The 25266-nt window shown below is 62.4% G+C and carries 25 protein-coding genes and 1 pseudogene; 13 read left to right on the forward strand and 13 right to left on the reverse strand.

The window, feature by feature from the left end; translation table 11 throughout:
* Window positions 1-278 (forward strand): annotated as a pseudogene (locus RWT78_RS12555) (glucose-6-phosphate isomerase); the annotation flags it as partial.
* 1 nt (window position 279) lies between these two features.
* On the opposite strand, the gene RWT78_RS12560 reads toward RWT78_RS12555, so the two are convergent.
* Complete coding sequence (locus tag RWT78_RS12560) at window positions 280-1092, reverse strand: FAD:protein FMN transferase (RefSeq protein WP_007727618.1); 813 nt, start codon at window positions 1090-1092, stop codon at window positions 280-282.
* A gap of 903 nt (window positions 1093-1995) precedes the next feature.
* Between RWT78_RS12560 and RWT78_RS12565 the strand changes: the two genes are divergently transcribed.
* Window positions 1996-2439: a helix-turn-helix domain-containing protein gene (locus RWT78_RS12565; protein WP_003946341.1), complete on the forward strand. Its 444-nt coding sequence runs from the start codon at window positions 1996-1998 to the stop codon at window positions 2437-2439.
* Between the two features lie 26 nt (window positions 2440-2465).
* On the opposite strand, the gene RWT78_RS12570 is transcribed toward RWT78_RS12565, so the two are convergent.
* From RWT78_RS12570 to RWT78_RS12580, 3 genes are read right to left on the reverse strand one after another with little or no spacing between them, the layout of a single operon-like run.
* On the reverse strand, window positions 2466-3284 hold the full coding sequence (locus RWT78_RS12570; RefSeq protein ID WP_003946384.1) for an ABC transporter permease: 819 nt from the start codon (window positions 3282-3284) through the stop codon (window positions 2466-2468).
* Window positions 3244-4095: an ABC transporter ATP-binding protein gene (locus RWT78_RS12575; RefSeq protein WP_003946416.1), complete on the reverse strand. Its 852-nt coding sequence runs from the start codon at window positions 4093-4095 to the stop codon at window positions 3244-3246. Before RWT78_RS12575 ends, RWT78_RS12570 begins: the two co-directional genes overlap by 41 nt.
* Before the next feature lie 4 nt (window positions 4096-4099).
* Window positions 4100-4567, reverse strand: coding sequence for a MarR family transcriptional regulator (locus RWT78_RS12580; protein ID WP_314675959.1), 468 nt, complete (start codon window positions 4565-4567; stop codon window positions 4100-4102).
* Between the two features lie 125 nt (window positions 4568-4692).
* Here RWT78_RS12580 and RWT78_RS12585 point away from each other — a divergent pair, with 125 nt between their 5' ends.
* Window positions 4693-5196: a hypothetical protein gene (locus RWT78_RS12585; protein WP_003946334.1), complete on the forward strand. Its 504-nt coding sequence runs from the start codon at window positions 4693-4695 to the stop codon at window positions 5194-5196.
* A gap of 3 nt (window positions 5197-5199) precedes the next feature.
* Here RWT78_RS12585 and RWT78_RS12590 read toward each other — a convergent pair whose 3' ends face one another.
* Both RWT78_RS12590 and RWT78_RS12595 read right to left on the reverse strand, forming a co-directional pair.
* Window positions 5200-6522 carry an NAD(P)/FAD-dependent oxidoreductase gene (locus RWT78_RS12590; RefSeq protein ID WP_003946361.1) on the reverse strand — a complete coding sequence of 441 codons (1323 nt, stop codon included), beginning with the start codon at window positions 6520-6522 and terminating at the stop codon, window positions 5200-5202.
* A complete protein-coding gene (locus RWT78_RS12595) occupies window positions 6522-7274 on the reverse strand; it encodes an SDR family oxidoreductase (protein ID WP_019744767.1) in 753 nt (250 codons plus the stop codon). The genes RWT78_RS12590 and RWT78_RS12595 overlap by 1 nt, the downstream gene beginning before the upstream one ends.
* 82 nt (window positions 7275-7356) lie before the next feature.
* Here RWT78_RS12595 and RWT78_RS12600 point away from each other — a divergent pair, with 82 nt between their 5' ends.
* Genes RWT78_RS12600 through RWT78_RS12610 form a run of 3 tightly spaced genes read left to right on the forward strand, consistent with a single transcriptional unit; the run spans window position 7357 to window position 11794 of the window.
* Window positions 7357-8766 (forward strand): NAD(P)/FAD-dependent oxidoreductase, encoded by a 1410-nt coding sequence (locus RWT78_RS12600; RefSeq protein WP_276116274.1) that lies wholly within the window; start codon window positions 7357-7359, stop codon window positions 8764-8766.
* Window positions 8767-8795: 29 nt separating this feature from the next.
* Complete coding sequence (locus tag RWT78_RS12605; protein ID WP_003946388.1) at window positions 8796-10325, forward strand: carboxylesterase/lipase family protein; 1530 nt, start codon at window positions 8796-8798, stop codon at window positions 10323-10325.
* Window positions 10322-11794, forward strand: a complete 1473-nt coding sequence (locus tag RWT78_RS12610; RefSeq protein ID WP_314675964.1) for a carboxylesterase/lipase family protein — start codon at window positions 10322-10324, stop codon at window positions 11792-11794. The genes RWT78_RS12605 and RWT78_RS12610 overlap by 4 nt, the downstream gene beginning before the upstream one ends.
* 7 nt (window positions 11795-11801) lie before the next feature.
* On the opposite strand, the gene RWT78_RS12615 is transcribed toward RWT78_RS12610, so the two are convergent.
* Window positions 11802-12227 (reverse strand): hypothetical protein, encoded by a 426-nt coding sequence (locus tag RWT78_RS12615; protein ID WP_003946354.1) that lies wholly within the window; start codon window positions 12225-12227, stop codon window positions 11802-11804.
* A complete protein-coding gene (locus RWT78_RS12620; RefSeq protein WP_003946400.1) occupies window positions 12224-12814 on the reverse strand; it encodes a helix-turn-helix domain-containing protein in 591 nt (196 codons plus the stop codon). Before RWT78_RS12620 ends, RWT78_RS12615 begins: the two co-directional genes overlap by 4 nt.
* A 166-nt stretch (window positions 12815-12980) precedes the next feature.
* Between RWT78_RS12620 and RWT78_RS12625 the strand changes: the two genes are divergently transcribed.
* The 6 genes from RWT78_RS12625 to RWT78_RS12650 all read left to right on the forward strand — a co-directional run bounded on the left by RWT78_RS12625 (window position 12981) and on the right by RWT78_RS12650 (window position 18928).
* Window positions 12981-13766 carry an aldolase gene (locus tag RWT78_RS12625; RefSeq protein ID WP_073512722.1) on the forward strand — a complete coding sequence of 262 codons (786 nt, stop codon included), beginning with the start codon at window positions 12981-12983 and terminating at the stop codon, window positions 13764-13766.
* 33 nt (window positions 13767-13799) lie between these two features.
* On the forward strand, window positions 13800-14702 hold the full coding sequence (locus tag RWT78_RS12630) for a dihydrodipicolinate synthase family protein (RefSeq protein WP_007727643.1): 903 nt from the start codon (window positions 13800-13802) through the stop codon (window positions 14700-14702).
* Between the two features lie 59 nt (window positions 14703-14761).
* Entirely contained in the window at window positions 14762-15622 is an 861-nt protein-coding gene (locus tag RWT78_RS12635; RefSeq protein WP_007727644.1) for an SDR family oxidoreductase, read from the forward strand.
* Window positions 15622-17415 carry a DEAD/DEAH box helicase family protein gene (locus tag RWT78_RS12640; RefSeq protein ID WP_314675969.1) on the forward strand — a complete coding sequence of 598 codons (1794 nt, stop codon included), beginning with the start codon at window positions 15622-15624 and terminating at the stop codon, window positions 17413-17415. The genes RWT78_RS12635 and RWT78_RS12640 overlap by 1 nt, the downstream gene beginning before the upstream one ends.
* A 199-nt stretch (window positions 17416-17614) precedes the next feature.
* A complete protein-coding gene (locus RWT78_RS12645) occupies window positions 17615-18091 on the forward strand; it encodes a nitroreductase/quinone reductase family protein (protein ID WP_003946395.1) in 477 nt (158 codons plus the stop codon).
* A 57-nt stretch (window positions 18092-18148) separates the two neighbouring features.
* Entirely contained in the window at window positions 18149-18928 is a 780-nt protein-coding gene (locus RWT78_RS12650; protein WP_314675970.1) for a DUF427 domain-containing protein, read from the forward strand.
* A gap of 30 nt (window positions 18929-18958) precedes the next feature.
* Here RWT78_RS12650 and RWT78_RS12655 read toward each other — a convergent pair whose 3' ends face one another.
* Complete coding sequence (locus tag RWT78_RS12655; RefSeq protein WP_314675971.1) at window positions 18959-20191, reverse strand: MFS transporter; 1233 nt, start codon at window positions 20189-20191, stop codon at window positions 18959-18961.
* Window positions 20192-20263: 72 nt separating this feature from the next.
* Between RWT78_RS12655 and RWT78_RS12660 the strand changes: the two genes are divergently transcribed.
* Window positions 20264-21139, forward strand: coding sequence for a LysR family transcriptional regulator (locus RWT78_RS12660; protein WP_218747649.1), 876 nt, complete (start codon window positions 20264-20266; stop codon window positions 21137-21139).
* Here RWT78_RS12660 and RWT78_RS12665 read toward each other — a convergent pair.
* The 4 genes from RWT78_RS12665 to cobF all read right to left on the reverse strand — a co-directional run bounded on the left by RWT78_RS12665 (window position 21132) and on the right by cobF (window position 25241).
* Window positions 21132-21998 carry an Fpg/Nei family DNA glycosylase gene (locus tag RWT78_RS12665; protein WP_003946349.1) on the reverse strand — a complete coding sequence of 289 codons (867 nt, stop codon included), beginning with the start codon at window positions 21996-21998 and terminating at the stop codon, window positions 21132-21134. The two genes, RWT78_RS12660 and RWT78_RS12665, sit on opposite strands and share 8 nt — an antisense overlap.
* A gap of 40 nt (window positions 21999-22038) precedes the next feature.
* Window positions 22039-23214: a GGDEF domain-containing protein gene (locus RWT78_RS12670; RefSeq protein ID WP_314675974.1), complete on the reverse strand. Its 1176-nt coding sequence runs from the start codon at window positions 23212-23214 to the stop codon at window positions 22039-22041.
* Window positions 23215-23257: 43 nt separating this feature from the next.
* Window positions 23258-24424 carry a GGDEF domain-containing protein gene (locus RWT78_RS12675; RefSeq protein ID WP_276116248.1) on the reverse strand — a complete coding sequence of 389 codons (1167 nt, stop codon included), beginning with the start codon at window positions 24422-24424 and terminating at the stop codon, window positions 23258-23260.
* 76 nt (window positions 24425-24500) lie between these two features.
* A complete protein-coding gene (cobF, locus tag RWT78_RS12680; RefSeq protein WP_064111748.1) occupies window positions 24501-25241 on the reverse strand; it encodes a precorrin-6A synthase (deacetylating) in 741 nt (246 codons plus the stop codon).
* Window positions 25242-25266 lie beyond the last annotated feature (25 nt).

Consider the following 25266-nt stretch of genomic DNA (forward strand, 5'->3'; position numbering starts at 1 on the left):
AGGTGATGCCAGGCAACCGACCGTCGAGCACTATCTTGGCGAAGGAGCTGACCCCCTCGGTCGTCGGTCAGTTGATCGCGCTTTACGAGCACCAGGTATTTGTCGAAGGTGCTGTGTGGGGTGTCAATCCGTTCGATCAGTGGGGCGTCGAACTCGGCAAGACGCAGGCACTGGAACTGGGGCCTGCGCTCTCTTCCGAAGCAGCACCCGGCGACCTCGGCGACACATCCACAGATGCTCTGGTGCAGTGGTACCGCAGAGAGCGCGGACGGGCCTGACTCACGCGGCCGCCGGGCCGAACCAGCTTTCCGTTGTGTACACGCGTCCGGATCGGTCGACGAGCCGAGCGCGAAGCTCTTGCTGTTCAACCCATTTGATGGCGCTTATCCCCCGGATCAACGCAGCTTCGCTCGCGGCGTACGCCCACACCGCATCGTCAGCAATCACCGAGACCTGTGCCCATTCCGTGGAGGGCCGCTCCTGGTTCGGCTCCCAGGAGGGCAGCTCCAGCGCCCGCGCCGTCGCCATCGCGGTTCCGTTGATCAGTTCGACTTCTTCGCTGTCCGGCACCGGAATCTGCCAGCCACCAGCCGGTGCATGGCCGGCCGTGGCGATCACGTCGCCGATCCGCACAGCAACGCCGCATTGTAATTCGGCGGCGACGATCTGCGCGGCGCGATCGACGGTGTCGGCCTTGGCAACTCCGGTGATGTCGAACGACGCACCCCAGGGCGCGTACACCACGTCTCCGTCGAGCTGTACGTCCTCGAACGTCGGGGTCGGGTGCACCGGAGGGATGGATTCGTCCTCGGAGTAGTTGTCGGCAAGCGGATTGACTGCACCGCCGGTCATACGAGCCGCCCACAGCGCCGACCGCAAGAGAGCAGACATACGCCGAGTCACTTTGACCGGAGTTCCCTGAGCGAGGTTGACGGCGTGAATCTCGGCGTCACCCCGGCGAAGGTCGCACACCGCCTCGGTCTCGTCGATGGCAGCTGCGATCAACGCGTGCGCAGTGGGCAGCGCAGCGCCTTCGGTGACATCCACCTCCACGGCGGAATCCCACATCGCCCACTTCTCGACACTGACCATGTCAGTCCTGCCCTTCGAACACACCGCGTTGTAACCAGTATGCGCCGGTCAGCAAGCCCCGTGCCATAAGCCGCTTCCGAGGCCGAGGCACGCATCCTGCAGGAGGAGCAGCCCACGGCAGGGGCTGATGGTAGATCTGTGCGACAGAATTGCCGCCCGGACTGTCGCCCTCCGTGTGCAAGCCGCGTATTCCTTCGAAGGGTCCTGACCGCACCCGACTGCGACTGACGTCGACTACTACCGGCGCAGCGGGCTATTCCGATCCGAAAGACGCAAAGGCGACGGTCGACATGTCGTGCCGGGACGCTGCGCCTCGAGCTCGGTCTGCCGCAAAACACGTCCGGGCGACGCTGATATCACCGCAGGAGATAGCGGCGACTGACGAGAAGCACTGTGTTCCAACGTCGATGACATACCAATCGGCCGCTTTCGACGCGCGCTACTTTCGACAGGTCGACACACCTGCCCGCTCACTCTCGACTGCCGAGAAAAATACGCGCCCATCACTACGCGCGAGCGTCGAGCAGAGCACCGAGAAAGAGTTCCGAACACGCGGCTCGCCAACCGCCGGAGAGAGTGACGCCCGGCGCCCGGCGGCAGTGCCCGCACGTTACAGACAGGGCCACAATGCATCGACGCAGCTACATAGGACCGGCCGAAAGAACCTGCAGCGCAACGGCGTAACCACCGACATTTTGCTTATACGCCACCCACACGCCCGTTGGCAAAACGAACGGTCAGTACGCGGTGTAAATCACATACTTTACAAAGTCTTTGGAAACTCTCCGCGCCAAATATCCGCAGGTGAAAGGACTTTCGACCGGAGTCCAGAATAACCGTGTCGTCTACTATGTGAAAACTGCGAAGTAGCTGTGACGCTGGGTCACGCTCGAGGGAGGAATTGTGACCGATTCATTCAAGGACCGTTTGAACGCCTTGTACCCGGCCACAGCACCGAGACTCACCAACGCACAAGTTGTGGAAGCCCTTTCGCAACGTGGATGCAAGATTTCGACACCGTATCTCTCGCAACTCCGGAGCGGTGTGCGCACAAATCCGTCGGAGCAAGTCGTTTTGGCATTGGCCGATTACTTCGGCGTAGCAGCCGAGTACTTCTTCGGCCCGACACCTCGCCAAGATCCCGAACTGATTCCGGAAGAAGACCGTTCGGTTGTCGAAGAGTTCCACGACAGCGAATTACGTTCTCTGGCCATAAAAGCGGTCGATCTCTCCCCTGAATCGCAGGACTTGCTCTCATCGATTGCGGAGAAACTTCGCTCGTCCGAAGGACTCCCGGCCGTCCCTCCGGATTGCAGCACCTACACCCCACCGTTCACTCGCGACTAGTCCGGAGCGAAGATCAGCGAGTCAGATCAGCGAGTCAAGCGGCCCAATAGTGCCGAAGCTGTGATGATTCCGAGCAGCGCGGCCCCGATCAGCACGCCGAAGTCGACGAGGTAATCGGTCGGCATTCCGATCAGCAGACCGCGCAGCGCTGACACCTCGTAGCTCAGCGGATTGATGCGACTGAGCCACTGAACCCACGTCGGCATGAGTTCGACCGGGTACAGAGCGTTGGACGCGAAGAACAACGGCATGGTGATCGCCTGGCCGATGCCCATCAATCGATCTCGTTTGAGCACGATCCCCGCGATCGCAACCGACAGACAGGCGAAGAACGCCGAGCCGAGGACAACGACGCCCACGACGCCGAGCAGCTTTATCGGGTTCCACGTCATGCTCACGCCCAGCAGCGCCGCTACAACGACTACGACCACGGCCTGGGCGACCGCACGGATACCGGCTGCAAATGCCTTTCCGGTGACCAGCGCGGCTCGTGGCGTCGGCGTCACCATGAGTTTGGTGAGGACCCCCGCGTCACGCTCCCAGATGATCTGGATTCCGTAGAAGATCGCAACAAAGAGTGCGGACTGCGCAATGATGCCCGGCGCGAGAAAGTCGAGATACGGTACGTCGCCAGTCGGGATCGCTCGGATATGACTGAACGTCTGACCGAAGATCACCAACCAGAGGATCGGCTGGATTGCGCGCGTGACCAATTCAGATCGGTCGTGCCGCAACTTCTGAACCTCCACGAGGCAGAATGTGTAAATTCTCGAGAGCAATCGAGCAAAACCGTTGGTAGTGGGATCAGCCCAAGCGGCGCGCTGTGCGACGGGCACTGCGGACATCGCGGAGACCTCCTGACTTGCCGCCGGTGAGGTCGTCGCCGGTGTAGTGACGGAACACGTCTTCGAGAGTGGCCTCCGGCCCCAGTTCGGCGGCCAACGCGCTCGGCTCGCCCACTGCACGAAGTTCACCGTGATGCATCAACGCAACACGATCACACAACTCCTCGGCTTCTTCCATGTAGTGCGTCGTGAGCAGCACAGTCATGCCGTACTGCTTCTGCATCTCCGCCACTCGCTGCCAGACGGATTCGCGGGCAATGGGATCCAGCCCCACCGTCGGTTCGTCGAGCACCAGCAACGACGGTCGGTTCACCAGCGCCTGCGCAAGTTCGAGACGTCGCACCATACCGCCGGAGAAACCCGACGCCAGACGATCACCTGAATCGAGTAGGTCCACCATCTCGAGCGCCTGGTCGACGCGCTCGCGTCGTTCGGACCGCGGAACGTCGTACAGTCGCGCGAACCAGGTCACGTTCTCGCGTGCGGTCAATGCGCTTTCGATCGAGAGCTGTTGTGGCACGTACCCGAGGTAGCGCCGAATGGTCATCGCCTCGGTACGAACTGAGCGACCGAGAATCCGAATGTCACCGTCTTGCAGAGGAAGTAACGTGTTGAGCAACCTGATCGTCGTAGTCTTTCCTGCGCCGTTGGGACCGAGCAGGCCGAAACACTCCCCCGCATTGATGACCAGACTCAGGTTGTCCACCGCGCGGTGGTCGCCGAACTTGTATGTAACCGAGTCGATCTCGACCGCGTGTGCGCCGGGGTCGGGTGAACCTGCCGCTCGGCTCTTCCACCACTGTGTCAGCATCTCACTACCCCGCACCTTCTGATCCGGCTGCTGCCAGAGCGCTCGCCAATCGCGACAGGGCTGGTAGCGCAGCCTCGATCCTCGCTCTGTCTTCTCCGGTCAGACTCGACAATGCCTGACCGACAATCACACTCCGGCGATCACGCCACACCTCGACGCGGGCGCGCGCCTCGTCCGCGAGTACCAATCGCGCGACGCGGCGGTCGGCCTCGTCGGCAACGCGTTCGATCACTCCATCGTCGACGAGCTGCCGCACCAAGGTGGACACCGTGTTTGCCGCGACACCCAATCGCCCGGCGGCCTCGGCCACCGACAGACCCGGGTTGCGTCGTAGCAGCCTGACGAGTTCGATCTGGGCGCCGGCGAGCGGTCGTTCCGCAAACGGCCGCCCCGATGCCTTCCTCGTGCCCCGGCGCAATTGTCCGAGCGTCTCCAGGACGTCATCCGCAAGATCTGCTCCGCTTCCATCCACAACCTCACAATAGCTCTGTAACAGAGCTATTGTCGAGGAATCCGGACGCCCGGCGTTTTCAGCTCGTCCGCAACGGGTATCCCCGATTGCTTGTCCCGAGCACTCCCGCCCAGAACGGAGACGTCATGCGCAGACAGTGGTTGTTCGCGACGGTTGCGAGTACCGCCCTGATCCTCACCGGTTGCTCGCCCGACGCCCTCGATTCCGGGGACAGCGCAGACAACGTCACTGCCATTGCGACGTCGCTGTCGCCACCCGCCGCCGCTGATGCACCCCTGCTGAAGACCGCCGACTCCCCACTCGGGACGATCGCCGTCGACGGCGAAGGCATGACCGTCTACGTCTACAACCCGGACGAGGAGAACTCACAAGCCGGGTCGTGCGACGAAGCGTGCCTGCGTTACTGGCCGGCGGTCACCTCGGTCACGGATTCGCCGATCGTCGAAGGAATCGACGCCGTCATCGACACTGTCGACGGGCCTGAAGGATCTTTCCAGATCACCGTCAACGGCAAGCCCGTCTATCGGTACCTCGACGACAAGGTTCCCGGAGACATGCTCGGACAGAGCGTCGGCAGCCTGTGGTGGATGATCGACGCCGCCGGAAACCCCGTGTTCAAGACTGAGTAACCCTCAGTTGTACGGCTGCCGAGCGGTTTCGGGGTCGCCGTACGTGATTGCCCGTTCCCGACGCGTTTTCGACGCCAGGGTTGCGCCCCAGTTCAGCACCGTGCTGGCGCGATTGCGGAAACCGGCGAGGAATGCGATGTGGATGATTCCCCATGACACCCATCCGATGAACCCGGACAACTGGACCGGCCCTGCCTGAAGCAACGCGTGGCGTCGCGAAATGTAGGCCGCGGTTCCAAGATCGCGGTACTTGAACGGTTTTCGGCTGGGCACTCCGTTTTCCACGGTTGCCGCGATCCGGGCACCGGCGTGCCGACCACCCTGCATCGCGACCTCGGCCACCCCGGCAAGTTTGTCCCGCGACATGAGGTCGCCCACCACGTAGACGTTCGGGTGGCCGGGAACGGTCAGATCGGCTTCCACCTCGATGCGGCCACCGCCGACCTGCTTCACACCCAGCGCCGTGGCCAGTGCCTCGGCGAACGGCACTGCTTCGACGCCCGCGGTCCACAGAATCGTGCGGGTCTCGTACTGCCGCTTCTCTTTTGTCTTCTTGTCCGTCGTCTCGATGCTGGTCTCGCACACGTCGGTGACGTGCACGCCGAGGTGAGTCTCGACGCCGATCCCGTCGAGAGTACGTTTGGCGGCGGCCGAGAGCTTGCGACTGAACGAAGGGAGCACCCGATCGTCGCCGTGGAAGAGCAGCACCCTTGCCTCGTCCGGGTCTATGGACCGGAACTCGTTGGTCAGCGCGTGCATCGCCAATTCGCGGATCTGCCCGGCTAATTCGACGCCGGTGGGTCCACCGCCCGCCACGGCGAAGGTCAGCCACGGCCGACGTTCTTCCGCCGTCGGGAGCGATTCGGCCATCTCGAACGCAGCAATGAGACTGCGCCTGATCGCCAAAGCGTCGTCGAGGGTTTTCATGCCAGGCGCCCATTTGATGAACTCGTCCTGGCCGTGGTACGACTGGCGCATTCCAGCCGCCACGATCAGGTAGTCGTACGGCAATTCGAAGGTCGACCCGTCGAAGCGACTGGCAGTCAGTATCCCGGCGTCGGCGTCCACCGACTTGGCCTCGCCCAGAACGACGTTCGTGTTCTTGTTGTCCTCGAGCAGATGTCGCAGCGGACTTGCGATCTGCCCTTCGGAGAGCAGACCCGTGGCGCACTGGTATAGCAGGGGCTGGAAGACGTGGCTGGTCCCTCGGTCGATCAGAACCACCTCGACGTCGGCCTTCTTGAGCCGTCTCGCTGCGTACAGTCCACCGAAGCCGCCACCGACGATCACTACGCGGGGCTTACCGTTCGAGATGTGGATGCTCATCAGACAAACCTCGCTGTCACGGAGTTGGGCAGGAATCGTAGGGCCGCATCTATCCCTTGCCACTTGAGGCCTGGTAGCGCCGCTCGGGTGGTTTCCTTCTCGATGGCGTCGACCATGGCACTGACGCCTTCGTCCAGACTGGCCATGAGCGCTGCGTCGTCGCCGGCGCCGGCGGACATGTCGGTCTTGATGAAGCCCGGCAGCAGGGTGGTGACCCGAATAGGTGTGCGCGCCAACTCGATACTGAGCGCCTCACCCAGAGCCGCTACCCCGGCCTTGCTTGCCGAATAGGCCGCTTTTGGCCCGGGTAGCCCCCGATCCGCGCTTATCGAGGACACGAGAACCAGGTGTCCGGCGTCCTGCGCGCGGAAGATCTCGAGCGCAGCTTCACACTGCGACAGCGCGCCGACAAAATTCGTCTGCGCTGTTGCAAGATTCGCGTGCGCTTTTCCGGTTCCGATCTTGGCGCCCTTGCCGAGCCCGGCGTTCACGATCACCCGGTCCAGGCCACCCAACTCGTCGCGCAGCTCACCGAAAACCCGGACGACGGAATCGTGTTCGGTCACATCGAGTTCGCGCACTGCGACGCTGATCGACGGGTACTGCGCCACCAACTCCCCTCGCAGCGTGTCGAGACGATCCGTCCGCCGGGCACACAGCGCGAGGTCGCGACCGGCCGCGGCGAATCTCCTGGCCATCTCCTCCCCCAGACCCGAACTGGCACCGGTGATCAAAATCTTCTGCCGCGTCATGGGTGCAACTGTAGCCATCATCGAGCTCTCGTACCCGGCAGTAACCGAGCGAACTCGGACCGATCCGGCATACCGTGGAGCAATGACCGACGAATTCGATGTCATCGTGATCGGCGGTGGACCCGCCGGCGAGAACGCCGCCGCATACGCCATCGCCGGAAGTAATCGCACCGCCGCAATCGTGGAACACGAACTGGTCGGCGGTGAATGCTCGTATTGGGCCTGTATGCCCAGCAAGGCACTACTGCGCCCGGGGCAGGTCCTCGAGGCGGCCGACGCCTTGCCCGGGATCCCGGCCGGACCGCTGGACGTCGATGCCGTTCTGAAACGGCGCGACTCGTTCACCCACAACCACGACGACTCGTCCCAGGTCGACTGGGCAACCTCCGCGGGCATCACCGTGATCAAAGGCCACGGGGTCATCGACGGCGAGCGAGCAGTGACCGTCGACGGGACCCGTAAGCTCCGTGCCCGCCAGGCCGTCGTACTAGCCACGGGAACGACCGCCACCGTCCCGAAGACACCGGGATTGCGCGAGGCACTCCCGTGGACCTCGCGCGACGCCACCAACCTGCACGAGGTTCCGTCGCGAGTGGCGGTCATCGGCGGCGGAGTGGTCGCAACGGAGTGCGCAACGTGGTTGTCGTCGTTCGGCGCTCACGTGACGTTGCTCGTGAGGGGCGATGCTCTGTTGAAATCAGCAGAACCGTTTGCCGGAACGATGGTGGCCGAAGCACTCGGCGCCCGCGGTGTGGACGTTCGACTGAGCACTGCCGTCAACTCGGTCTCACGCCCCGATGCCAAGGCCACCGGCGAAGGTCACATCCACGGTGGACCCGTCAGCATCGAGACATCGTCCGGCGTGATCGAAGTCGACGAGGTCATCGTCGCGGCGGGCCGCGGGCCGACATCTGCCGATCTCGGCTTGTCCGTCATCGGCCTCGAGGACGGCAAGTACGTCACGACCGACGATCACCTCTGCGCCCAAGGTGAATGGCTCTACGCAGTCGGCGACATCAACGGTCGTTCTCCCCTCACCCACATGGGCAAGTATCAGGCGAGAGTCTGCGGAGACGTCATCGCCGCGCGGGCCGAGAGTCGCGGGCTCAGTGGACCTCGATACACCGCGTCGGCGGACAACGGACAGGTCCCCCAGGTGGTGTTCACCTCACCCGAGATCGCCTGGGTGGGACGCACCGAGAAGAAAGCTCGCGACGACGGCTACGACGTCGAAGTCGTGGAGATCGAACTCGCCGTCGCGGGATCTTCGCTGCTGCGCGACGACTACTCGGGGCGCGCGAAGTTGGTGATCGACAAGGCCACCGACGTGATCCTCGGCGCTACCTTCGCCGGGCCCGAAGTATCCGAGCTGGTGCATGCGGCGACAATCGCGGTCGTCGGCGCCGTACCACTGGAAACTCTCTGGCATGCGGTGCCCTCGTATCCGACGGTCAGTGAAGTCTGGCTTCGATTGCTGGAGGCTCGCCGCTGACGAGCTCCCGAAGTACGTATAGTCGCGACATGGCGTCCGACATACTTGTGACCACGGCCGACGGCACCCTGCGCGGCCGCCGGGTGGGAAAACTTCGTGCCTGGCGCGGAATTCCCTACGCCCGGCCGCCGGTCGGAACACTGCGTCTGACGCGACCCCAGCCGGTCACGCCGTGGACCGGAGAACGCGACGCGACCAGGTTCGGCGACGCGTCTGTCCAACACAAGAAGGGGCTGTTGCTCGCGCCCGGGAAGTACCAGCCGAGCAGCGAGGACTGCCTGACGCTCAACGTGCTCGCCCCCGCGAACACCGGCAATACTCCGCGTCCCGTCATGGTTTTCATCCACGGTGGGGCAAACACCATCGGGACCTCGGCCACCGGCTTGTACTCGGGCGTGTCCCTCGTCGAACGCGGCGACGTCGTCTACGTCTCGATCAACTACCGGCTCGGCGCTCTGGGCTACCTCGATTTCACACCCTTCTCCACATCCGAGCGCGTATTCGACTCCAACCTCGGACTGCGCGATCAGGTCGCGGCCCTGCAGTGGGTGCAACGCAACATCGCCGCATTCGGTGGGGATCCAGAAAAAGTCACGATTTTCGGTGAATCCGCCGGAGCCACCGCCGTCACCACCCTGATGGCGACTCCGGCCGCCAAGGGACTCTTCGCCGGCGCTATCGCCGAGAGTTCGGCTCCGGATCTGGTCTCGAGCACGCAGCGATCGCATGCCTGGGGCGCGCGTTTCGTCGAGATCCTCAATTCCGGCCTACCACCCGCGAAGGCCCTGACCTCGGCGACAGCCGTCGAATTGGGCAGAGCCGGAAGCAGACTGGGCGCCGAGGTACTCGCGAACACACCTGGACTACATCCCTTCGGACCGGTCGTCGACGGCGACTTCCTCCCGCGCTCCCCCTTGGACGCATTCAAAGAAGGATCGGCACACCAGGTGCCGATGATCATCGGCACCAACAGACGGGAGGGGACGCTGTTCCCGAAGGTGCTCGACGCACTTCCGACCAACCCGTCGCGCATCGACACCATGTTTGCCCTCACCGATCCCGAGGCCGGGAAGCGCATCCTCGCAACCTATCCCGGCTACCCGGACGAGCAGTCCGCGATCGACGTCGGCGGAGACGTCACGTTCTGGCACCCGTCCGTGGAATTGATGCAAGCGCACGCACAATCGGCGCCGACATACGCCTACCGATTCGACTTCGCGCCGACGATGATGCGCTGGCTCGGCCTCGACGCCACCCACGGTTTCGAGATGTTTGCAGTCTTCGGCATCGGTGACACCCTTGTCGGGCGCGGCCTCACCCTTCCCGGCGGTCGACGCGGACTGCGCGCAGTCACCGAATCAGTTCAGGGACACTGGCTTCACTTCGCCGAGCACGGCTCGCCGCGCGGATCGTGGCCGCGCTACGAGGGGCAGGAGCGTCGGACCATGATCTTCGACGAGATCGTCCGCGTCGAGAACGATCCCAGACGTGAACAACGCTTGGCCTGGGCGGGATACAGCGGTTACCGCAGTCACGGCACCGACATCTCCCTACCGTGACGAGCCCTCTCGAGATCACTCTCGATTCCGGAGTCGTGCGCGGGCGCCTCGATCGAGGACTGCGCACCTGGCGAGCTATCCCCTACGCAGCGGCCCCGACCGGTCCTCGGAGATTTCGCGCACCACAGCCGGTCGAGGCTTGGAATGGTGTCCGCCCGGCGGAAGCATTCGGCTCTCCGTCTCCGCAGCGCAAGAGCAACTTCGACGAGAACTCACTCTTCGTCAATGTCGTGGCCCCGCAGGTACCGTCGGATTCGTTGCGACCGGTCATGGTCTTCATTCACGGCGGCGCGTACAACGGCGGGAATCCGTCGACGCCCATGTACCGCGGAACGAGCCTGGTCGAACGTGGCGACATCGTCTACGTCTCGATCCAATATCGTCTCGGCGCGTTGGGCTACCTCGATTTCAGTGAATATTCCACTGCGGAACAATCATTCGAGACGAACCTCGGATTGCGCGATCAGATCGCCGCGCTGACGTGGGTCCAACGCAACATCGCCGCTTTCGGTGGCGACCCGAACGCCGTCACCGTCTTCGGTGAATCGTCCGGCGCCAACGCGGTCACCACTCTGATGGCAACGCCGGCGGCACGAGGGCTGTTCGCCCGGGCCATCGCTCAAAGTCCGCCGGCTGCTTCGGCATACGGAAAAGAGCGAGCGCACCGTTGGGCACGCGAGTTCCTCGAGATCGCACAGGCTCCGGATACCGATCCGGGATCGTGGCTGCGCTCCGCTTCGGTGAAGGACCTGGTCGCTGCCGGCGAAGAACTTGCGCGCCGCGGCGCGGACGAAGAACCCGGAACGCGGCCATTTGCCCCCGTGGTGGGTGACGACGTCCTTCCCGAACACCCGCTCGACGTGTTCGCCGCCGGACGCGCCCACCCCGTTCCGCTGCTCGTCGGTTCGAATCTCCACGAGGGAAGAATCTTCCCGCGCGTTCTCGACATCTTGCCTACCGACCCGGTTCGGATCGAGAAGATGTTCTCCCACACCACCCCTGAAGTGAAAGCACGTGCGCTCGCGGCGTATCCCACGTATCCGCACCGGTTTGCTGCCGCAGATCTCGGCGGCGACATCACGTTCTGGGAGCCCGCGATACTCTGCGCACAGGGTCATTGCCAGGTAGCTCCTACCTACAGTTACCGCTACGATTTTGCGCCTCGCCTGCTCAGACTCGTCGGCATGGGCGCTACCCACGCCACCGAATTGCTTGCGGTCTTCGGGCGTTCGGATGCACTCACCGCGGCCTTGACCGCGGTCGGTGGGCGCCGCGGACTGACTGCGGTGACCTCCACCATGCAGCGCCACTGGATCCATTTCGCCCGCCACGGAGTGCCGGACCGGGATTGGCCCGCCTACTCCGTACCGGAGCGGCAAACAATGATCTTCGACGAGACGTCCCGAGTGGAGAACGACCCGATGGGTGAGCGTCGACGGGCTTGGATCGGCTACGAGCACAGGCGCTGAAGCCCGATCAGAAGAACTGACCTTTCACGAAACCTGCGAGTAGGACGGCAAATCCGCCCACCTCACCGAGGATCAGCAGAAACATCCCGAGGTGCAGGGGCGGACCGGCGGACTCGAACTGATTGTCGGTGTCCTTCATCGCACCGTGAGCGATGTAGCTGAATATCGCTGCGAGAAAGAAGAACACGACCACTGCGGCACTGGTCAGGTTGATCCACGTCGGCCACGCACTGAGTTCGACGAACACCGCGATCAGCAGCGTCGCAAACGAGTACATCAGGGCAGCGCGGTGTGCGATGTCGACATACGGATGGGCGAGGTGATTGTCCGAAGTGGCCATCTGTCGGTATTTCCAGATTCCCAGGCACAGGGAGAGAAGGAAGATCAGACCGGCCGCGAGAAGCGTCAGTGTCGTGTCGATCCCCAGCGTCATCTGCCCACCCCGCAGTGCGTTTCCAGCGAGTCACCGCTGGGTGATCCAGCCGAAGGCTTGTCGTAGACGACAACCAGCACCACCGCACGATCCGCCGACACCGACCGCATCCGGTGCGGCGTATTCGCGTCGAAGTACAAGCTGTCGCCGGCGTCGAGGTGCATCGTCTGCCCGGGGATTTCGAATTCCACGGATCCGGAATGCACGAACACGAACTCCTCTCCCGTGTGGTCCATGAACTTGGGACCCATCACCGAGGCCGGATGAACCACGAACGGCTGCATGGCCTTTCCGACCAGTGAGGGCGCGATCGGATCGTAGACGGAAGACTGCACGGAGTTGGCCGGGTCGATCACGCGGTCCTTCGCGCGCACGATCGTCATGGCATTTCCCTCCATACTGTCCGAGAACAGTTGCCCCACATCGGCGTCGAGCACACGCGCAATCTTGAGTGCCACCGCGATCGACGGGGTACTGATACCCCGCTCGACCTTGGAGAGATAGCTCTTCGTCAGACCGGTCTGCTCGGCCAGGCCCTCGAGCGTCAGACCGGCGCGACGCCGATGTGTTCGCAAAAACGCTGCCATTAGGTTCCCCTCACGAGACTTTGTGTCATCACCCTACCAATACATTGACCTGCGGCGATCAGCGATGCAGGAATCGAGGGTTGCGCATTTCCGTCCTATATGACACTTTGTGTCTTATAGGTGACTGAATGTCATTGATTTCCGGGTCCCGAGAAAGGCACACCCCATGACCGACACGATGCATACGAGCAAGCAGGAACTCATGGCGACCGCCGAGACGAAGATGCTCACCGAAGTAACGACAGGTAGTTGGACTCTTCGACAGAAGATCGCACTGACCTGCCGGGCACTGTCGGACGCCGGCCACGACTCCGGCCTTGCCGGACAGATCTCCGCCCGCGGTGGGCAGCCAGGAACGTTTGTCACACAGCGACTCGGCCTCGGGTTCGACGAGATCACCGAGGACAACCTCCTGCTCGTCAACGAGGATCTCGAAGTCCTCGACGGGGAGGGCATGCCGAACCCCGCCAACAGGTTCCACAGTTGGATCTACCGCGCACGACCCGACGTCAACTGCATCGTCCACACACACCCACTACATGCGACGGCGCTGTCGATGCTCGAGATTCCCCTCGTCGTCTCCCAAATGGACATCGCGCCGCTCTACGACGACTGCGCATTTCTCGCCGACTGGCCCGGGGTTCCCGTGGGAAACGAGGAGGGCGAGATCATTTCGGCTGCACTCGGCGACAAGCGGGCAATTCTGCTCGCCCACCACGGCCAACTCGTCGTCGGCAACACGGTCGAAGAGGCATGCTCTCTCGGGCATCTGATCGAGCGAGCGGCCAGACTGCAGTTGCTGGCGATGGCTGCCGGAGACATCAAGCCGCTACCGCCTCGCCTGGCGAAGGAGGCACACGATTGGACACTGACTCCTCGGCGCAGCGAGGCGAACTTCGCTTACTACGCCCGTCGCGCTCTCCGCAATCATCCCGACACACTGACCAACTGACTTTTGTTTCCCACCAACAGAACTGAGAGCCTCATGAGCAGCACCATCAAGGGAATCGTCGCCTATCCCATCACCCCGTTCGACCGGGACACCGGAGCATTCGACCCCAAGCCGCTACACACGCTCCTCGACAGCATGATCAGCAGTGGTGTCGACGCGATAGCCCCACTCGGCAGTACCGGCGAGAGCGCCTATCTCGACGATGCAGAGTGGGAGACGGTCGCTCGGGAGACTGTCGACTACGTCGACCGCCGAGTCCCCACCGTCGTCGGAGTGTCGGATCTGACGACGGCGGGAGCACTCCGCCGAGCATCGATCGCGGCAGACGCCGGAGCCGACGCAATGATGATCCTCCCCACGTCGTACTGGCATCTGGGTGAGCAGGAGATTCGTGAACACGTCACCGCGGTGGCCGATTCCGTCGACATTCCCACGATGATCTACAACAATCCGGCCACCACCGGGATCGACATGTCGCCGGAATTTCTCGTCGATCTCGTCTCCACCGTCGACGGCGTCACGATGATCAAGGAATCCACCGGCGACATCACCCGGATGAACCGCATCAACGAACTGAGCGGTGGCACGATCCCCTTCTTCAACGGCAGCAATCCTCTTGCACTGCAATCTTTCTCTGCCGGTGCAAGCGGATGGTGCACGGCAGCCCCGTGTCTGGCCCCCGAACAGGTGGTGCACTTCTGGCGTCTACTCGAATCCGGTGATCGGTCGGGTGCCGCCGCTGTGTTCGAACAGATCGAGCCGCTACTGAAGGTCCTCGTCAGTCGCGGACTGCCGTCGACGGTCAAAGCCGGGTTGGAATCTCTCGGCATCGACGCCGGCCTTCCCCGCCGGCCCCTGCTGTCCCTCGACGACAACACCAGGACAGCTTTGTCCGACGCTCTGTCGGTGGCTCGCGGTGTAATCGTCGCGTCGTGACCTGACGTGGGAGTGGGTTCCGGCAAGATGGGATGCACACCGACCGAAGGAGGGGCACCATGTCCGTAGATTCACGGTCTGCGAGGATCGCCGTCACCGGCGCGACCGGTCATATCGGCGGACTGGTGGCCCGGTCGTTGGCCGACGCCGGTGTCCCACAGCGGCTGATCGCACGGTCGGTCAACCGATTACCGCAGCTCCCCGGTGCCGATTCGGCCGAGACCACGTACGGGGATCAGAAGCGCGCTCTCGCGGCTCTGGCCGGAATCGACACCCTCTTCATGGTCTCGGCGGCCGAAAGCGCAGATCGTCTGGATCAGCACCGCACCTTCATCGACGCCGCCGCGGAGGCCGGGGTCAGGCACATCGTGTACACGTCTTTCCTCGGCGCTGCTCCGGACGCGACGTTCACGCTCGCTCGCGATCACTGGGTCACCGAAGAACATATCCGCGCTTCCGGGCTCGCATTCACCTTCCTGCGCGACAGCTTCTACCTCGATTTCCTACCCGCTCTCGCCGGTGAAGACGGTGTGATCCGCGGACCCGCAGGGGACGGTCTCGTCGGCGCGGTAGCGCGCTCCGACATTGCTGCCGTCGCTGTGTCGGTTCTGCAGGATCTGGATTCTCATGTCGGACAGACGTACAGCCTGACCGGACGGGAGGCACTGACGCTCTCCGAGGCCGCGAGCATCATCACCGAAGTCACCGGCAAGCGAACCACGTACGTCGAGGAAACGCTCGAGGAAGCTTACGAATCGCGGGCGTCGTACAACGCACCCGCTTGGGAACTCGACGCGTGGGTGTCGACGTACACCGCAATCGCGCAGGGTGAATTGGCGCTGATCACGGGCACCGTGGAGGACCTTGTCGGCCGGCCTGCGCTCACGCTGCGTGAATTCCTCACAGCAGAAACCGCCTGATGCCACCACGCAAAGCAACCACGGCACGCAAGACTGCCGCAAAGAAGGCTGCACCGAAGAAGGCTGCACCCAAGAGGAACACGACCAGAAAGACCGCCCCGAAGAAGACTGTCGCAAAGAAGAGCTCACGCGCGACGATCCCGGATGTGCCGACTGCCGGCCCTGGTGAGAGAGTCTGGCTCCTCGACGTTCCCTTTCGGACGCCGGCGCCTGGTGCGCAATTCGTCAAGAAATGGAAGAGCTACGCGTGGGTCGGTACGGAGTTGCCCGTAGAACTCGCTCCATTCAAGGCACTCTCCTTCTCTTATCAGCAGTGGGTAGAGGACGACATCAATGACAGCACCGGTGAACGTCCCGTTGCTGTACCCAAAATTCCTCGGCCCGAGCAGGTTTCGGGGGCTGCAGCCGTCGTCGATGCCGCTCGCGCCGGCAAACGCGGATTTCTGTTGGCAGACAATGCAGGCCTGGGTAAGACGCTGATCGCAGTGATGTCTGCCAAGACGATTGCCGAGGAGCGCGGCGAAACCAACATCCTCGTCCTCGTCGATCGACCCGCACAGATCACCATTCCGCATTGGCGCTATTCCATCGCCTCGGTTGGCGACGGTGGATTCCGCTGGTTGATCATGTCGCCTGACCAATTGAAGAAGCTGATCGCGCGAAACGGCCGCCCCAAGTACACGTTCGGTGTGGTGATTGCCGACGAGGCCCAGCTGTACAGCAACGACACACAGCGCACGGCCGCATTCGAGAAGGTCGCGCGCTTTTCGAATGCTCACGAGCAAGCGCCGTTCGTCCTGTCCGTGACAGCAACACCGGGACACACGCCGGCCGATCAGCGTTACCTGGCACCGCTTTTCGCGCAGCTGCATTCAGAACCTTCGGAGTACTGGTCCGACCTGGGCGCCAGGCTGGTCGAGTCCGGCCTTCCGCTGGACAAGTCCTACGGGAAGTGGACGTGGAGCGCAGAGGCGAAGGAATCACCTGCGCTGCAATCTCGCGCGCTCGAGACCGTGCGTGGGTGGATGTCGAACAGCAAACCGCCCTTGATGATTCATCGACCGACTCCGTGGGGACCCGTTCCGCTCGACGGTATGCCGATCGACCTCACCCATGCCCAGCGCGCCGAGTACGAGACGGAGTGGGCCGAGTACGCCTACGAAATGGGATTGGCCCGCAAGAGTCGCAACATCGCGCGCGGCCGTGCGCTGGTTCTGCGCTACCGACAGAAAGCGGGCATGATCCGCGCCGAGTCGACGGCCCAGTGGGCGCAGGCGCAGGTCAAGGCAGGCAAGCAGGTGTTGGTGGCCGTCGAATTCGTCTCCACGGCAGGTGATCCACTGGTCGAGATGATCGAAGACGCCGGGATCTCGGTGGCAAAACTGTTCGGTGCGGTGCCGGACAAGGAGGGTCAACGTCTGCGGTTTCAACGCGGGGACGCACCGGTCATCGTCTTCAATGTCACGACCTCGATCTCGCTCCATGCCAACGAAGCACTCCCGGACGGCACTCACGCGTCCCCGTTGCCACGGACGGGAATCTTTCATCAACCGCGATACTCAGGGATCGCGGCGGAACAGACGTTCGGTCGGTCGCATCGCGACTACCAGACGTGCCCGTGGGTCATACCCTTCGGCGTGGGCACCAAGGAAGAGGACGTCGCCACGGTCATGTTGCGCAATCTCAATTCGGTCACAGGTCTGAAAGGTGGTGATCGATCCGGTCTGCGGTCGCTGTCCGAACTGCTCGGCGTCGAGTGGCTAGAGCCTGATGTCTTGACCTCGGAGGGTTGATCTTCCAACGACCGTCCAACGCGCACAAACGAACGGTTTCGGCGGTATGCCCCAATTCTACTCCACCAAAACCGAATTCAGCTGACCGCTTCATTCCTTTCGGGACCTTGGGACTCAGGTATCTGTGACCAGACGTGGCAGACTCTTTCGAGTCGAGGTGCACCAGCCTCGAAACAGTGCCGAGAATGCGAGGGGTCCGATGCGCAATATCTACCGGTCATTGATGCGCAATGTCGGCCATACACAATGGTTCTCGGATCTCGGCAAGGATCTGGTTCCGCTCGATCGAGCAGTGCAGAGAGTGTCGGGAGGCAAGCTCTCGCTGGTCGGAGAGAACACCGTGACTCAGCTACTGCTCACCACGACGGGCCGTAAGACCGGCCGTTCTCGCACCACGCCACTCCTGTACGCGCCCGACGGCGATGCGTTTGTCGTCGTCGGTTCGAACTGGGGGCAGGATACGCATCCAGCATGGACACTCAATTTGATGGCAAACCCCACCGCGATCGTGACAGTGAAGGGCGTCGAAATACCGGTCGGTGCGAGTCTGGCGGAGGGCGCCACGCGTAAGAAGCTGTGGGAGCTCGCGACCACCACGTGGCCGCCGTACGAAACCTACGCCGATCGAGCATTCGGGCGCCAGATCCGCGTATTTCGACTCCAACCTGTCAAATAACTGCTGCCGGGCGCAGGATGGGAAGGACCACCCTGCCGATCTCAGGAGCATTCGCGAATGTCCACAGCACTGACTCACGCAGAAGACACACAGATCACAGCTTCCAACGGGCGGATCGCACTGGAGCCGAACCCCCGCCGAATTCGAGCCTTCTTCGCTGGTCACGCCGTCGCAGACACCACTCGTTCGGTATACCTTTTCGAACGCGGCCGCCTGCCGATGTACTACATCCCCCTCGCGGACGTTCGTACCGAATTCCTCGTCCCGACGTCGACGACCACCCATTGCCCATGGAAAGGTGACGCCACCTACTGGACGATCGAGATCGGGGATCGCCGGGCCGAGGACGCCGTCTGGACCTACCCTGAACAGTTCGACGGTTCCCTGGATCTGAGTGAGTACGTCGCATTCTATTGGGATCGCATGGACGCCTGGTACGAGGAGGATCAACAGGTCTTTGTCCACGCCCGCGATCCATACGTACGTATCGACGCACTCCCCTCGTCCCGCCACGTCCAGGTCTTTGTCGGCGACGTACTGGTCGCCGAGACGACACGACCCAGACTGCTCTTCGAAACCGGACTGCCCACGCGGTACTACATTCCGAGAATCGACGTTCGCAGCGAGTACTTTGCGCCGTCCCCGACCACCACGGCCTGCCCCTACAAGGGCACTGCGTCATATCTGTCGTTCACCGGCACAACCGAACTCGCTCCGATCGAGGATCTGGCGTGGTTCTATCCGTTCACTACCGCCGAAGCGTCCGGGATCGACGACCACGTGTCGTTCTTTCCCGAACGCGTCGGCAAGATCCTGGTGGACGGTGCCGAAATCTGAAAGGTGCTGGAGCCGAGAAGGTGTGGGTGCCTATCCCACTGCAACAGGGGATTCCGGGATTCGCAGTTCTGCCGTCCCCAGTCGGCGATCACGCACCCACACCATCGCCGTTGCAACGGAGAAGACCAACCCGGCGATGCATACTCCGTTCCAGCCGTACGACTTCCACACCACTGACCCCACCGCCGAGCCCACGGCAGCACCGACGAAGTAGGTGGTCATGTACACGGAATTCACACGCGAACGTGCTTCGGGGACAAGGGCGTAGATCACGTTCTGGTTGCTGACGTGCACTCCCTGCAGCGCGAGGTCGGCAAGGACGATGGCAACGAGAAACCACACCACGTGGGTGGCACCGGCGACAAAGGGAAGCCACGACACCAAGAGAATCGCGATGGCGCCGCCGGTCGCCAGCTGACCCAATCCCCGATCGGCCAGCCTGCCCGCCACCGTCGCCATCAAAGCTCCCGCCACACCGAGTAGTCCGACCAAGCCGATTTGAGTGTCGCTGTAGCCGAATTCGCCGGACAGAAGAAAGGCCATCGTCGTGAAGACGGTGCTGACAGCAGCAAAAGCCAGTCCGCCCATGGCCGATCGGGTTCTCAGGCGCGGCAGGGTCGCAGCCAACTTCCCTACCGAAGCGAGCGTTGCGCGGTAGCTTGCCTTCGGGCGATCTGCGGAATCGGAAGGCAGAGATCGCCACAATGCCACGGCCATCACCACCATCAGCACCGCCGCAACCTTGTATACCGTCGACCAACCTCCCAGTCCGGAGAGGACGCCGGCAACGCTTCGCGCCAGCAGGATTCCGATCAGCAGTCCACTCATGATCGTGCCGACCACCTGACCGGACCTCTCAGGTTCGGCCAGTGAGGCGGCAAACGGAATCAGCACCTGGGCGGCGACCGAAAAGACTCCAGCGACAGCGATTCCCACTGCAAGCGTGGCAAAGTTGGGCGCAAATCCGCTGACCGCTTGACCGGTCGCCGCCAGCAGCATGAGCCCTACCGTCAGCTTGCGTCGGTCCACCATGTCGCCCACCGGAACCAGAAGTATCAATCCGAGTGCATACGCGACCTGCGCGATGGTCACCGTCGCGGCCGCTGCGGAGGCCGACACATTCAGGTGATCTGCGATGGAATCGAGGAGTGGCTGGTTGAAATAGTTACCGCCCGCGCACAGGCCCGTCGCTGCAGCCATCAGCAGCACTATCGGTAGTCCGAGCCTCGGACGCGCGTCGCTTGAAATCATGTCGTCAAGCATGACCGCCTACACCGACGCGCGTCCAATAGATAGATATGCATGATCTATCTCCAGAAACGATAGATTGGTGCAATGGAACTACGTCACATCCGCTACGCCCTGGCAGTCGCGGAAGACAGACACTTCAGCCGAGCAGCGTCGCGGTTGCACGTTTCCCAGTCCGCCTTGAGTGCCCAGATCAGAGACCTCGAAAAGGAACTGGGAGTCGAATTGTTCAACCGGAACAGCCGAAACGTCGGCCTGACTGCTGCAGGCGAGGTTTTTGTCGCCCGCTCCCGCGAGGTACTCGGCGCCGTGTCGAGACTCGTCAGTGATGTCTCCGCACGGAGCAACGAGCAAGTGCGGTTGACGGTCGGCACCATCACCTCGGCGGGGCGCGTCGACGTCGGACGCGCACTGGCAGATCTGACACGGCGCCACCCTGCAATCAACATCACCGCGCGACCGTACGGCAGTGAAGTAGTTATCGAAGGAGTCCGGTCCGGTGCAATCGACGTCGGCATTGTCGGATTGGCCGCAGGTCGCCTACCCAAGAGCTTTGCCGCCGCGCCACTGTGGAGTGAACCCACCGCAGCGTTCGTTGCTCCCGACCATCCCTTTGCCCAGGCTTCGTCGATCAGGCTCGAAGACCTACGCGATCACACTCTCGTGGACTTCGCCTCCGGCAGCGAGGCCCGTGTCCAAACCGACCAAGCCTTCGCCGAATCACAGGTCCCTCGGGGAAAAACACTTGAAGCCAACTCGGTAGACCTGATCTGTTCACTGACCGCCAACGGCCTGGGCGTAGGTTTGCTCCCCCAGTCCATGAGCGCCCTGCACTCCGAATTGGTCTGTATTCCGATCACCGATGCGCCGCATCGGATCGTCCACGCAATCACCGAACCCACCCATTCGTCGGCACTCGCCCGCGAGTTCGTCGAACTACTCGCAGCGCAGTTCGCTACTTGAGCAGTTTCGACATTCGCCTGTCCGCCAACGGCTTACCGCCGGTCTGGCACGTCGCGCAGTATTGAAAAGAACGCTCCGCGAACGACACTTCGCGTACGACGTCACCGCACACCGGGCACGGAAGTCCGGTACGAGCATGTACTCGCATCCCCGAGCGTTTCTCACCCTTGAGCCGGGCCGCGTCCTGACCTTCCGAACGCTCGATCGCGTCGGCCAGCGTGGATCGCATCACGGCATACAGCGTCGAAATCTGATCCGGCGTCAGCCGCGACGAGGTCGCGAATGGCGAGAGTTTCGCGGTGTGGAGGATCTCGTCCGAGTAGGCGTTCCCGATACCGGCGATCAACGACTGATCGACTATCGAGTTCTTGATCCGCGCCGACGTTCCGCCCAGAATCTGTGCGAACTCGGCTTCGGTCACAGCCATCGCGTCCGGCCCCAACCGGGCGATGCCCGGAACCTCCTGCGGATCGTTCACGACCCAGACGGCGAGGCGTTTCTTGGTGCCGGCTTCGGTGAGATCGAATGCCGGCGTCGAACCTTCGGGTGTGAAGAAATGAACGCGCAGCGCCAACGGCCCCTTCCCCGGCTTCGGCGGCGTCGCCGATGGATTGTCCAGCCAGCGCATCCAGCCGGCACGGGAGAGATGCGTGACCAACCACAGCCCGTCGCAATCCAGAGCCAGATGCTTCCCGAAGCGGGCGGCGCCCGTGACGTCACGCCCCTGCAGAGCAGTGATCGGCGGATCGAAGGTCTTGAGCACACTCAATGCAGCGATGTCGACGCGTCCCACCACTGCGCCGACCGCGTGCTGACGAAGGAACCCTGCCAGCGCTTCCACCTCGGGTAGTTCAGGCATGGCAACAGACTAACGCCGACCACGGACACTCACAGCGCGCTCAGTCCGTTTCCGTCTGCAGAACCACCGAATGCCCACCGCGTGCCTTCGCGGAGTACATCGCCCGATCCGCTCGCCGCAGCAGAGTCGGGTAGGCGACCAGCGCATCATCCGCTGATTCGAAAGGCCCTGCAATCTTCGCGATTCCGACGCTCATCGCCACCTCGGGATGATCGGGCGAGGTGATCGTCGAACGGAGTAGCTCATGTTCGAGTCGATGGAACGAGCGTTGATCGACCGAATCGACGATGACGAACTCGTCGCCGCCTATCCGTGCGATCAAGGCCGCCGGGCCGGCGCATTCGACCAGCCTCGATCCGACTTTTTCGATCACAGCGTCACCGACGGTATGTCCGTACTCGTCGTTGATGGCCTTGAATCGATTGATGTCGACGGCGGCGACTACCAAGAGTGCCGAGTGCGTGTACGACCGCTCCAGCAACAGTCGCACTTCGTCGGCCAGTCCCCTCCTGTTGAGCAGTCCGGTCAGTGGGTCCAATTGCGAGTTCAACGCGTCGGTGCCGAGGATGGAGAAAATGAACTGACAGGCAAAGGGAATCACGTAGATTGCCGCGCCGACCAGTACTACCAACGCGACCAGAACCGGAGCATCCACATCGTTTTCGACCACGGCCGTACGTGTCACGATGCCGATGACCACGACGAATACCCACAACATGTGAAGGCTCTGTATTCGAGCATTGTGGAAGAACGCGATGTATCCGCCGATCACCGAGAACATCACGGCGTGTGCCAGTGCTGCAAGTGGATTGGAGTACAGCAGCATTGCGGCCGCTATTCCCACTTCCGAGTAGAGCACAAAGGCGTAAGACCAGGAACGGGAGAGATTGCGCCTCGTCGAGAGGGCGACGGCCATCATCACGGTTATGACCATGATGACTGCGTTCGCGGTGCGCGCGTGCGAAGTGGTCGGCCCCTGTGGACTGAAGCAAGTGAGGAACATGATCACGGTGACCAGCACCAACGAGCAGACGACGAGAAACCGCGAGGCGACGGTCAACCCTTTGTCCGCGAGATAGCGATTGAAGGTGTCGAATTGGTCCGGACGCCGATACCAATCGACAAGTTGAGAAGAGATCAGCCGGAACGCGGGACCCGAGAGCGGTCGTCGAGACGCCACGGCGTCCGAACGCTCAACACTCTCGGCAGATTCCATAGGGTCAGGGTAATCCAGTCAACTCCCCGCAATCAGACAATTTTCACTGTTTGCCGTCCCACATCACAACCTGATCGCCGCCGGCGGCCTTCGCGCGGTACATCGAGGCATCGGCTACTCGAAACAGTTCCGTCAACTCCTCGTCGGAAATAATCGACGACCATTCGGCAGAGGTGATCGCGACTCCGACGCTGGTGGTCACTACCGGATCACGATCGTCGATTCGCAAGTGCCTTCGCAGATTGTCTTCGAACGCAGGCGCTGCGCCGACGTCTATCGTGTCTACCAACACGAACTCGTCCCCACCGAATCTGGCGAAGAGCGCCTTCTCGCCGCCGCACCACCGCAGTCGATCAGCAATCTGGCGAAGTACGAGATCGCCTTCTTCGTGCCCCTGTGAGTCGTTGACGCTCTTGAACGAATCGACATCGACAATCGCGACGACATACGACGACTTGCTCGACGCATGCCCCGTCGCCCCCATTTCGACAACAGCTCGCTGCAGCCCGCGCCGATTCAGAAGCCCTGTCAACGGATCCACATCCGAACTGTCCGCGTCGGAGCCGAGAAGTGAGAGGACGAACTGGCAGGCGAACGGGATGACCACGATCCCGGTGGCGATGATCAGGCACAGTGCTGTGGCCAACGCAGGATCCGCGTAGACCGCGACCTTTCGGCCGACCACTGCCAGAATCACGATGGACAGCGCGATGTGGATCGCCTGGAGTCTCGCGTTGTGAAAGTACGCGATGTAACCACCGATCAGTACGAAGAGCACACACTGGATCAACCCGATGAAAGGGTCGTTGTTCAAGAACACACCGACGAATACGCCGACCTCGCAGTAGGCGACAAAGAAGTACGACCACCGACGCGTGATTTCGGGCAGAAGGCAGAAGAGCACGATCACCGCAATCGTGACGGCGATGATAACGGCGTTGACGACGCTGGTGACGTGGTTGTGCACGCCCGCGTCGCTGAAGCGCAGCAGAGTCATCGCAATGATGACCGTCGTCAGCGAGCCGATGACCAGCAATCGGACAGCTAGCTCCAGGCCCTTCGTGGCGAGGTATCGATTGAAACTGTCGAATTGATCAGGACGCCGATACCACTGAACCAGAAGGCCGAAAGCCGACTTCACAGCTGATTTTTCACGGCCACGCGGCGCGGGCAGAATCGACTGCAGTCGGTCCTGCCCGAACGATGTCATGCGCAGATCATAGGTGCGCGGACCGTCGTTCGGGACCAAGAGTGCAGGATCGAGGCGGCAAATTCAGGGTCGGTTGTCAGCGCCGAACGAGGTACGTATCCATGATCCAACCGTGCTTCTCACGCAACTCCGCCCGGCGAGCGACGATCCGATCTTCGACGTCACGCAGTTTGCCGGAAATCAACTCCTCGTCCGGGGTCCCGAGGTACGCGCCCCACCAGATCTCGGCGTCGTTTTCGCTTACCTGAGTGAAGGTGCAATGCGCGTCGAGCATCACGACGGCATTGTCCACGCCGTCGGGCAATCCCTCGGCCAGTTTGCGGCCGGTCGTGATGTGGATGGGTTCGCCGATTCGGTTCAGGACGATCCGGTGTTGTGCAGCCAGCGACTGCACGCTGGTAATTCCCGGGATGACGGAGTAGTCGAACGAAACTCTCCCGCGAGCGAGCACGCGCTCGACGATCCGCAGAGTGCTGTCGTACAGGGAAGGGTCACCCCAGACGAGAATCGCGCCGACGCCAGGTTCGGCCGCGAATTCCGCTTCGAATTTCGCGGCCCGACGCTCGTGCCAGTCCTCGACGACTCCCTCGTAATCGGTGGGGGCTCGGTCCCGCGGCGGGTCCGTGATCTCGACCACCTTGTAGTCGAGGTGAACGTGCTCGTCGAGGATGCCGGTGCGCAAGTCGACCAGAGCCTGCTTCTCGTCACCCTTTCCGATGATGAAGAAGGTATCGGCCCTGTTCATGGCCTTGATCGCCTGAACCGTCACCTGGTCGGGATCACCAGCACCGATACCGATCACCAAGAGTTCGCGCATGTGCCGAGGCTATATTGCCGTGCGC

Origin of the sequence: uncultured Rhodococcus sp., assembly GCF_963525155.1 — a bacterium.
In the GTDB taxonomy this organism is placed as follows: domain Bacteria; phylum Actinomycetota; class Actinomycetes; order Mycobacteriales; family Mycobacteriaceae; genus Rhodococcus_F; species Rhodococcus_F qingshengii.